This is a genomic window from Capnocytophaga sp. H2931, from assembly GCF_002302535.1.
Taxonomy (GTDB): domain Bacteria; phylum Bacteroidota; class Bacteroidia; order Flavobacteriales; family Flavobacteriaceae; genus Capnocytophaga; species Capnocytophaga canis.
The window spans coordinates 682,635-692,500 of the sequence record NZ_CP022381.1; the positions used below are offsets into that span (position 1 = coordinate 682,635).

The window sequence follows — 9,866 nt, forward strand, 5'->3', positions numbered from 1 at the left end:
AAATAAACTATCCATAAGCAAAATACATTTTCGTAAACATTTTTTTCTAAGATCCCGACAACAAATATACAATTTTATTTCGAAAAAACATTTGAAAAAAATGAATTTTGTAACAGAAAAATGGATATGGTGTGATTTTTGGTACTTCGCATTATAGTTTGTATTTTTGTTGGCTGAAATAATTTTATATGAGAGAAAAAATACTTTTGACGATATATGGATTGGGGTTTGTCTTCTTTAGTCATGCTTACGCACAGCATGATACGATTGGAAAACCACATTATCAACTTATTGATACAATCCGTTTGAGTGATGTGTATGTTTTTGAGCGAGCAGAACGCACATTTCCCAATGAAGAGGCTCGAAAGCAATATTTAATTTTACGAAATCGAGTTAGAAAGGTGTATCCGTATGCGAAAATGGCAGCCGATCGGTTGTATGTTATGGAGCAAACGATGGATACGATGAAAAATAATCGCACAAAAAAAATGTATGTTAAGCGTACTCAAAAATATATTGAAGACCGATTTACAGACGAATTGAAGCAACTTTCTCGTTCACAGGGGCGTATTTTAGTAAAACTGATTCATCGGCAAACGGGAAGAACCGCCTTTAATTTAGTAAAAGAACTTCGAAACGGTTGGAATGCCTTTTGGTATAACAACACTGCATGGCTGTATGATATTTCACTAAAAAGTGAATATAATCCTGCCGAAGTTGAAGAGGATTATTGGATCGAGGAAATTTTGCTTAGAGCTTTTGCTCGAGAGGAATTGGAGGAGCAAGATCCCGCTTTCCTTATTGATTTTGAAAAAATATCACAGGAGCGAAGAAATCGACGTAAGTGATTCTTATCACAAAAACAAAGAAAGAGGCTGATTTTTTTAGATTTCAGCCTCTTTCTATTTTTTTTATACCTATTTTCGTAAACTCATTTTCGCAGCTAAGATGATAGCATTACGAGCGTTAACAATAGTACCGGAGGTTGAAAGTTCAGAGAAAGGAACTTTCTTTTTATTCTCTCCCTCACCTACTTTTACTTCTAAATTTGGTTTAACTCCCGATTGCATAATTATTTGTTTCACCTGAGCCGCTGTTAAGTTTGGAAAGTAAACTCTGATCAAAGCTGCAATTCCAGCCACCTCAGGCGAAGCCATAGAAGTTCCTTGTAAAAATTTGTAATTATTGTCAGGTGCAGGTGCGTAAATTTTCACTCCTGGAGCAAAAACATCCACATTTCTTTTTCCGAAGTTTGAGAATGAAGCTACTAGATTTTCGTTGAACATATAGTTCAAAGCTCCTACAGTCAAGAAGTTATCTGAAATTTCTTTACCATTTATTTCATCATTCGGATAAGTATCTTCTACATCAATATCTTTGCTATCATTTCCTGCTGCATTTACAATCAACACATCTTTTGAAGCGGCATATTTTATAGCTTCATACACTTTATCCTTGTGAGGAGAAAGCCCTTTTCCAAAACTTGTATTGATTACTTTAGCTCCATTATCAGCTGCATAACGAATGGCAAAAGCAATATCTTTATCGTATTCGTCTCCATCAGGAACGGCACGCAAAGCCATAATCTGTACATTATTTGCTACTCCATCAATTCCAATACCATTGCCACGTTCAGCTGCAATGATTCCTGCTACGTGTGTTCCATGTAATGACTCCTCCAAATCAGGCCCTATTACGTTGTTATTTCCGTAGCCTTTTTTGGAAAAATCATTTTCATCATCTTTTAAAATCGTTTTACGAGGATGAAAATTCAAATTCAAATGATGCTTTAACTTTGAGTCGTAGTATTTAGCAGCATTATTAAAATCTGATTTTAAAACATTTACATCATGTACACGATTAAACATTTGTTGCATAAATTCAACATATTGAGCAATAGTATCGTCCGATGTCTTTAGTTGAGCAAGGTCAGATTTGGTATAGTTCGTTTTTTTCAACTCCTTAGCTAACACTTCATCAGCTGATAAAATCATCTGATACAATTGTTCCATGTAAGCTTTTTCTTCTAAAGTCTCGTTATGTTCTTTTTCGTACATTTTCTTTGCCTTTTCGAACAAAGGATTGTTTTTGTCCTTGGTTTTATAGATACGAACATACTCTAAATTTTCATGGTTAACATCTCCCAAGAAGTTCCATCCATGGATATCGTCTACGTAGCCATTCTTGTCGTCGTCAATGCCATTGTTTGCAATTTCATTTGGATTTGTCCATACCACATTTCTCAAATCTTCGTGATTAATGTCAATTCCAGAATCAATCACCCCAACAATCACTTTTTGCTTTGGCTTCATTTTTTTCAACAAATCATAAGCCCCACCCAAGTTCATCCCCGGTAAGTTGGCCGAATAACTTTCATGAGGCCATGTTTTTAAATTGTCATCAGCTAGTTTCCCTACAGATGTATAGGAACTTGGAGCCACATCAAGGGAAGATTTGCTCACCTTAGACACAGAACTGCAACTCGCTAAAACGAAAGCTGTTGCAATCATTAATAAAGATTTTTGAGTATTCATTGTATTTTTTTATTGATATAATTAAAATATTTTTGCAAAGGTATATATTTTTTTAGTTCTATGACTATTTTTAGTAATATAATTCAATCGTTTTCAGGAAAATCTGTATAAACTTCTTTTTGTTGGGGGTTCATTTTTGAAATTGAGATCTTTTTTTTGATGTTTATCTCCGTTATATGTTTATATTCCTAGCTACATAGACAAAGAATTAAAAAAGTATTCATTTTCAAAATCAAAGTATATTTCATTCAAAAATTTTGCCAAAATCCTAAAAAAAACTATTTTTGTTCAACGAAATTTTATTGCGTATGAATATATCAATAAAAAATAATATCACACAACAACTCAGAGAAGGGTTTAGCGTAGAAAATTATTGTATTTTTTTGTTTGTAGGTAGCGGTGCTTTTTCTGTAAATTCAGTTCATTTTGAATATAATGGACATACGATTTTGTTCTTATCACCCTATCAAAAAATAGAATTTTTGAAAGAAATACCCGGAGAAGTTGAAGTGTTGCAGTTCCATGGCGATTTTTATTGTATTGAATACCATAAGGAAGAGGTGGCGTGTAACGGACTGTTATTCAATAATATTTATATGCAACCTCACATTCAACTATCGGAAGAACATTTCAGCGAAATAAAGTCAATTTTTAAACGGATAAAAACCGAATTAGGAGAGAAAACGACGTATTCTCAGGCGGTGTTACGATCATATTTACAGCTGATTTTGGCACTTTCAAGTAAAGAGAAAAGTTTAATTTTGAAAGATTTAATGCTGAAAGTAAATAACAGTATAGGGTTGGATTTTCAAAAAAACTTAGAAACTTATTTTCTGACCGAACGTAGTGTAGCTTTCTATGCCGATAAAGCTCATCTTTCGGTGGATACTTTCAGTAAAAAAATTAAACAATTATTTGAAAAATCTCCTGCCAAACTCATTCAAGAACGCATTGTTTTAGAGGCTAAAAAACAATTGCACTTGACCTGTAAGTCAATCAAAGAAATTGCTTTTGAAATGAATTTTGAAGATGAGTTTTATTTCAGTCGGTTTTTCAAGAAAGCCGTTGGATTGTCTCCAAAGCATTTTCGGGAAACGGTAGGAATTTCTGTTGTAGCAAAATAATCTATGTAAAACCCTTTTTTGTCCATTAGGTATGTTTAGCGATATAACTACTTTTGCAAACCAAATTAGTAACATATAAATTTATAATACAATGAAGCAATTACTTACGTTTTTAGCTGGTAGTCAGCGTAATTTTGTAAATTACATCCGAGTAGCAATCTTTATCGTGATGGCTTGGATTGGAGGATTGAAAGTCTATCAATATGAGGCTGATGGCATTGTTCCGTTTGTAACAAATAGCCCTTTTATGAGTTTCTTTTATAACAATACAGGCAAAACAGCCGTAAATGACAAAGGAGAAACTGTTCCTGAATATGTTTTACACAAAAATCCAGAAGGAAAAATGGTAGCTAAAAATATTGAATGGCACAAACAAAACGGGACATATACTTTTTCCTATGGGCTGGGAGCTATGATTTGCCTCATCGGGTTATTGACCTTATTAGGAATATGGTCTCCAAAAATCGGACTTTGGGGAGGACTGTTAACTTTTGGAATGTCAATTGTCACACTCTCATTTTTAATCACAACTCCTGAAGTATATGTGCCAAATTTAGGAGGTGATATGCCAACACCACAACATGGATTTCCTTATCTTTCAGGTGCTGGTCGCTTAGTATTGAAAGACATAATCATGTCAGCGGGAGGTTTGATAGCTGCTTCCGATGCGGCTCAACGTCTGTTGAAAAAGGAAAAATAAAATTCTTAGTTTTATTTATGAAAATAAAAAAGAGGGTACTGGAAAGAATCAGTACCCTCTTTTTTCATTCTCTTACATCACCTGTTTCAAATACGTTGCTGTGTAGCTTATTTTGTTTTTAATCAATTCTTCAGGAGTTCCTTCGGCAATAACCGTACCCCCTTTATCACCTCCATCTAACCCTAAATCAATCACATAATCAGCTGACTTTATCATTTCTAAATTGTGTTCGATAACTACTATCGAATGTCCTTTTTCGATAAGAGCTTGAAAAGAGGAAAGCAATTTATGTATATCGTGGAAATGTAAACCAGTGGTAGGTTCATCAAAAATAAACAACACCTTCTCTTTGCTTTCCGATTTTACCAAAAATGAGGCCAATTTAATACGTTGAGCTTCTCCACCCGAAAGCGTTGAGGATGATTGTCCCAAAGTTACGTATCCTAGTCCAACATCTTGCAGAGGTTTTATTTTTGCACTAATTTTATGTTGTTTATGTTGGTCAAAGAAAATGATAGCATCGTCAATGGTAGTATTGAGCAAATCATCAATAGTTTTGCCTTCGAACGAAACTTCCAACACCTCTTTTTTGAAACGTTTTCCACCACATGCTTCACACGGTAAATGTACATCTGCCATGAATTGCATTTCGATAGTAACTTCGCCTTCGCCTTTACACACTTCACAACGTCCACCATCTACATTAAATGAGAAGTGTTTTGCTTGGAAATTTCGCAATTTTGATAGTTTTTGAGAAGCATACAGATTCCGTATGTCGTCATACACTTTCAAGTAGGTAATCGGATTGGAACGCGACGATTTGCCAATCGGATTTTGATCAACGAACTCCACCGACTGAATGTGTTTGTATTTTCCTTCGAGTTTAGTGAATTGCCCTGCTTTATCTCCGTTTATATTCAATTCTCGCAACATAGCCGGATATAAAATCTTCTTTATCAAAGTCGATTTTCCACTTCCTGAAACTCCCGTAACTACTGTGAGCATATCCAAAGGAAGAGTTACATCGATGTTTTTTAGATTATTTTCACGGCAACCAATCAATTTTATATAGTGCGGAGAGGTACGCCTTCGCTTTGGCAATTCAATACTCATCTTCTTACTGAGATATTTCCCTGTAAGTGAATCGGCTGTAAGTATCTGTTCATATGAACCTTGAGCCACTACCTCACCACCGTGTGTACCTGCTTTTGGGCCGATATCGATGATATGGTCGGCGGCTTTCATAATCTCTTCATCGTGTTCCACCACGATTACCGTATTTCCTAAGTCACGCAATGATTTTAGTACGCCGATTAGTTTTTCCGTGTCTTTGGGATGTAAACCGATGCTGGGTTCATCCAAGATGTACATGGAGCCTACTAAACTACTCCCCAGTGAAGTAGCTAAATTAATCCGCTGACTTTCACCACCCGAAAGGCTGTTCGATTTTCGGTTTAAAGTCAAATAGTTCAGGCCAACATCCGATAAAAATTGCAATCGATTTTCAATTTCAATAAGTAAACGCTTAGCTACATTTTTCTCATATCCAGTAAGTTGTAAATTTTTGAAAAAAATCTGTAATTCCTCAATCGAAATATCAACCAAGTCAGAGATACTCTTACCTTGGATTTTTACATATTCAGCTTCTTTGCGTAGACGTTTTCCTTCGCACTCTGAACATTTCGTTTTTCCCCGATAACGAGCCAACAACACCCGATTTTGGATTTTGTAACTTTTTTCTTCAAGTTCTTTAAAAAAGTCGTCCAACCCCGTAAAATACTTATTGCCTTTCCAGACTAATTTTTTTTCTTCCTTCGTAAGTTCAAACCACGGTTTATGTATTGGAAAATCAAATTTATAGGAATTGTTAACCAGTTGATCTCTAAACCAACTCATTGTTTCGCCTCGCCATGGAAAAATACAATTATCGTAGACCGAAAGACCCGTGTTAGGGATAATCAAATCTTCATCCAGACCAATCACATCTCCATAACCATCACATTTGGGACATGCTCCATACGGATTGTTAAAACTGAATAAATGAACGTTTGATTCTAAAAAATCAATCCCATCCAATTCAAATTTATTACTAAAACTAATTCGTTTACCACTTTCAACTTCTTGTATAAAACATTCTCCTTTACCTTCAAAAAAAGCTACTTCAACGGCATCGGCCAGTCGATGTTGAAAATCCTCATTGTGTTGTACGATTACCCTATCCACAACTAACGAAAAATCAGAAGTCACTTGACCTTCTTGAATTTCGTCAATCCGAAGGATTTCATTTTGGTACAAAATCCGCAGAAATCCTTGTTGCAGTAGCATTTGCAATACCTGATAAATCGTTCGTTCGCTCGGAATATGGATAGGAGCCAGCAGTAATAATTTTTCCCTTTCGCGATATGCCAGAACGGCATTAACAACATCCGTAACGGTATGTTTTTTAACTTCTTGTCCTGAAATGGGCGAAAAAGTTTTTCCAATACGAGCAAAAAGCAGTTTCAGATAGTCATATATTTCAGTAGAAGTCCCTACGGTGGAACGTGGATTAGAGGTATTCACCTTCTGTTCAATGGCAATTGCAGGAGCGATGCCTACAATGTTGTCGACCTTAGGTTTGTCCAATCGTCCTAAAAATTGCCTTGCATAGGAAGACAGACTCTCTACGTAACGTCTTTGTCCCTCTGCATAGAGCGTATCGAACGCCAAACTTGACTTTCCTGATCCCGAAAGCCCTGTGACAACCACTAATTTATTGCGAGGGATGCCAACCGTTACATTTTTTAAATTATGGAGCTTTGCCCCTTTTATGATGATTTCTTGGGTTTTCATTCGGATTAGTTTTGTTATTTAGCTACAAAAGACTATGGCAATACCCGTAAAAAACAGTGATGTATGCCATAGTCTGAGTTTAATGAATAAAAAATTCTCAATACTTTTTGTTATGTAAACTACTTGTTGTGCTGTTTGATATACTCCAACATTCGGATAACCAAATTTGCATTATCAACCCCTCTAACGCCGTGTCCATGCATTGGATAAATCGATAAATCAACCATTTTTCTTTTGCTGATTGATTCTTGTATGATAGACATTACATGTTGAGGTACAACAACATCATCAACACTTCCGTGAACGAAGAGTAATTTTCCATTTAGGTTATCCAAATATTTCCCCACACGACTTTTTTCGTATCCCTCAGGGTTTGAAATGGGTGTGTCCATGTAGCGTTCGCCATACATTACTTCGTAAAACTTCCAATCGGTAACAGCTCCTCCTGCTATGGAAGTCGTAAAAACATTGGGGTGACGAAGCATTAAACTTGAAGCCATAAATCCCCCAAAACTCCATCCGTGAACAGCAATCCGCGAATCGTCAACGTAGGGCAATGATTTCAAATATTCCACTCCTGTAAGCTGATCCTGAATTTCAATATCGCCCAATCGGCGGTGAATTACACTTTCAAAAGCAAAACCTCTATTGGCACTTCCTCTGTTGTCTATGGTAAATATGATATATTGTTCATTTTCAGCGAAAAAAGGCATCCAAAGATAAGAACCAACTCCCCATGAATTAGTAACTAACTGAGCGTGAGGGCCTCCATAAACATACAACAAGACAGGATACTTCTTTGTTACGTCAATATCCCTTGGTTTGTGCATCTTTCCATACAGTATTGTACCGTCGTTGGCTTTTATTTCTACAAATTCGGTACTGCCCACAGCTACGCCTTCTAGCGGATTTTTAGCCTCTAAAATAGTGATGCTTTTAGTTGATTCTGTGTTAATTATGTCAATTTTATTTGGAATGGAAATACTGCTGTACACGTCTATCAAATATTTTCCATCCGAACTGAGTTGGGTTTTATGCGTCCCATTTACCTTTGTTAATTGTTGAATTTTCTTCGGATTAGTCAAATCTATTCTAAACGTATGTTTCTCTCGAGGGTCAGTTCCTGTTCCAGAGATGTATACGTATTTCCCTTTGCTGTCGAACCCTAAAATATCTTGCACTACCCATCTGAAACTTGTTAATTTTTTGATCAGTTTTCCTTCCGTGTTGTAGTGGTAGAGATTCATAAATCCGTCACGTTCACTCATCCACAAGAATTCATTATTCTTATTTGGCAGAAATACAGCGGGATTTTCTGGTTCCACCCATTTATCGTTTTTCTCCTCAAAAAGTGCGTTTACCTTTTTTCCAGTAGCAACATCGTATCTATTTAACCAATAGTAGTTCTGATCTCTATTGATTTCAGCGATGAGTACATATTTTTCATCAGGAGACCACGATAGGTTAGTCAGGTAATGCTCATCGGTGGTGTCAATATCCAAATATATCGTTTTATGTGTATCAACGTTAAAAATTCCGATTGATGCCTGTTCGCTTTTTTGTCCTACCATCGGATATTTTATAATTTTAGGAACTGCTGGATGCGTATTGATATCTACGAGCGGATAATCGGTTACGTTACTCTCATTTTTCTGATAGAAAGCCAAAAAATTACCTTTTGGTGACCAAAATGTACCTTTTTTGATACCAAACTCTTGTCTATGGATAGACTGCCCTGAAACGATATTTTTATCAGAGTGATTGGTAATCACAATTTTTTCATTATTAGCTATCGCGAGGTATAAATTATTTCCGATGGTATAGGCTACCGCATTCCTTTCTCTATTTAAATCTTTGTTATCAGCTTCTTGTGGGATGCGAATGCTCCCAGTTTTCTTATCGCTTTGATAGTCATAGATATGGTACGTGTTGTCAGCTTCAAAGATGAACTCTTTTTCGTCAATATACCCGATTGAAGGTAAACGCTTTAACTGTGGATAGTTTTTCATCAGTTCATCTCCCAAGGTTCTAATTGTTTTACCATTAGCATCGATGATGTTAAACTTTCCGTTAGAACTATGAATCCATTGGTTCGTATTTTTTATCCATTGTAAATCATAATAATTTTCTGGATATAACAAACTGTATCCTTGTGGTGCATCTGGATTTTTGTAGTATCCGAAAATTGCATCTTCAATCGTGATTTTTTTTAAACCAACATTCGATTGATTTGTGATTCCTTGCTGAGCAAAAGTCGTTAAAGAACCCACGAAGAGCCATAAAAGTAAGTGCTTTTTCATTTGTAAACATTTTTATTTTCTCATTTCAAACGCAAAACCTAAAAAACTAAATCTTGTTATAATTCAACCGATTCATAAATTCGAAAAGAGTAGGCTATCGCAAGACAAATCTTAGAACTTCCGTAATAAAATGAAATTTGTAAAATTTAATAGATTAATTATGTATTTGTGTTGTTTTTTTCGAATCTTTTTCCTCAATTTGCTCCTGAGGGTTCTCTATTTTTTTGGGCCTGATGCCGAGCATTTTCTTCTCGAATGCCCAAAAAAAACGGAATTGTCCCAAAAGAGTTCCTACTATTAACAACGTAATTTGGTATATTGGCAGAATCACGATTAACCGAAGTGTCCATGCTAGGATAGGGTGTAAATTATTGAA

At 35.7% G+C, this 9,866-nt stretch carries 7 protein-coding genes (1 of these 7 only partly in view); 3 read left to right on the forward strand and 4 right to left on the reverse strand.

What is annotated here, in order from left to right; translation table 11 throughout:
* Nucleotides 1-188: 188 nt before the first annotated feature.
* The gene (locus CGC52_RS02880; RefSeq protein WP_095893388.1) at nucleotides 189-848 is read left to right on the forward strand and encodes a DUF4294 domain-containing protein; all 660 of its coding nucleotides are present in this window, start codon (nucleotides 189-191) and stop codon (nucleotides 846-848) included.
* Between the two features lie 69 nt (nucleotides 849-917).
* Here the strand turns inward: CGC52_RS02880 and CGC52_RS02885 are convergent, their stop codons facing one another.
* Nucleotides 918-2,534 carry a S8 family peptidase gene (locus CGC52_RS02885; RefSeq protein WP_095893389.1) on the reverse strand — a complete coding sequence of 539 codons (1,617 nt, stop codon included), beginning with the start codon at nucleotides 2,532-2,534 and terminating at the stop codon, nucleotides 918-920.
* A 308-nt stretch (nucleotides 2,535-2,842) separates the two neighbouring features.
* Between CGC52_RS02885 and CGC52_RS02890 the strand changes: the two genes are divergently transcribed.
* A complete protein-coding gene (locus CGC52_RS02890) occupies nucleotides 2,843-3,658 on the forward strand; it encodes an AraC family transcriptional regulator (RefSeq protein WP_095894430.1) in 816 nt (271 codons plus the stop codon).
* A 91-nt stretch (nucleotides 3,659-3,749) separates the two neighbouring features.
* The gene (locus CGC52_RS02895; RefSeq protein ID WP_042005431.1) at nucleotides 3,750-4,358 is read left to right on the forward strand and encodes a DUF417 family protein; all 609 of its coding nucleotides are present in this window, start codon (nucleotides 3,750-3,752) and stop codon (nucleotides 4,356-4,358) included.
* A 72-nt stretch (nucleotides 4,359-4,430) separates the two neighbouring features.
* Here the strand turns inward: CGC52_RS02895 and uvrA are convergent, their stop codons facing one another.
* The 3 genes from uvrA to CGC52_RS02910 all read right to left on the reverse strand — a co-directional run.
* A complete protein-coding gene (gene uvrA, locus CGC52_RS02900) occupies nucleotides 4,431-7,190 on the reverse strand; it encodes an excinuclease ABC subunit UvrA (RefSeq protein WP_095893390.1) in 2,760 nt (919 codons plus the stop codon).
* Nucleotides 7,191-7,309: 119 nt separating this feature from the next.
* Complete coding sequence (locus tag CGC52_RS02905) at nucleotides 7,310-9,490, reverse strand: DPP IV N-terminal domain-containing protein (protein WP_095893391.1); 2,181 nt, start codon at nucleotides 9,488-9,490, stop codon at nucleotides 7,310-7,312.
* Between the two features lie 154 nt (nucleotides 9,491-9,644).
* Nucleotides 9,645-9,866, reverse strand: the 3' portion of a protein-coding gene (locus tag CGC52_RS02910) for a DUF6787 family protein (RefSeq protein ID WP_042348603.1). 135 nt of this gene lie beyond the right edge of the window; 222 of the gene's 357 nt are visible here — the last part of the coding sequence; the start codon falls outside the window, past its right edge — the gene reads right to left on this strand; it ends in the stop codon at nucleotides 9,645-9,647.

What these genes read in the sequence shown, in the direction of transcription:
- CGC52_RS02880 (WP_095893388.1), top strand. Translation starts at nt 189, where the DNA reads ATGAGAGAAAAAATACTTTTGACGATATATGGATTGGGGTTTGTCTTC.
- CGC52_RS02885 (WP_095893389.1), bottom strand. Translation starts at nt 2,534, where the DNA reads ATGAATACTCAAAAATCTTTATTAATGATTGCAACAGCTTTCGTTTTA.
- CGC52_RS02890 (WP_095894430.1), top strand. Translation starts at nt 2,843, where the DNA reads ATGAATATATCAATAAAAAATAATATCACACAACAACTCAGAGAAGGG.
- CGC52_RS02895 (WP_042005431.1), top strand. Translation starts at nt 3,750, where the DNA reads ATGAAGCAATTACTTACGTTTTTAGCTGGTAGTCAGCGTAATTTTGTA.
- uvrA (WP_095893390.1), bottom strand. Translation starts at nt 7,190, where the DNA reads ATGAAAACCCAAGAAATCATCATAAAAGGGGCAAAGCTCCATAATTTA.
- CGC52_RS02905 (WP_095893391.1), bottom strand. Translation starts at nt 9,490, where the DNA reads ATGAAAAAGCACTTACTTTTATGGCTCTTCGTGGGTTCTTTAACGACT.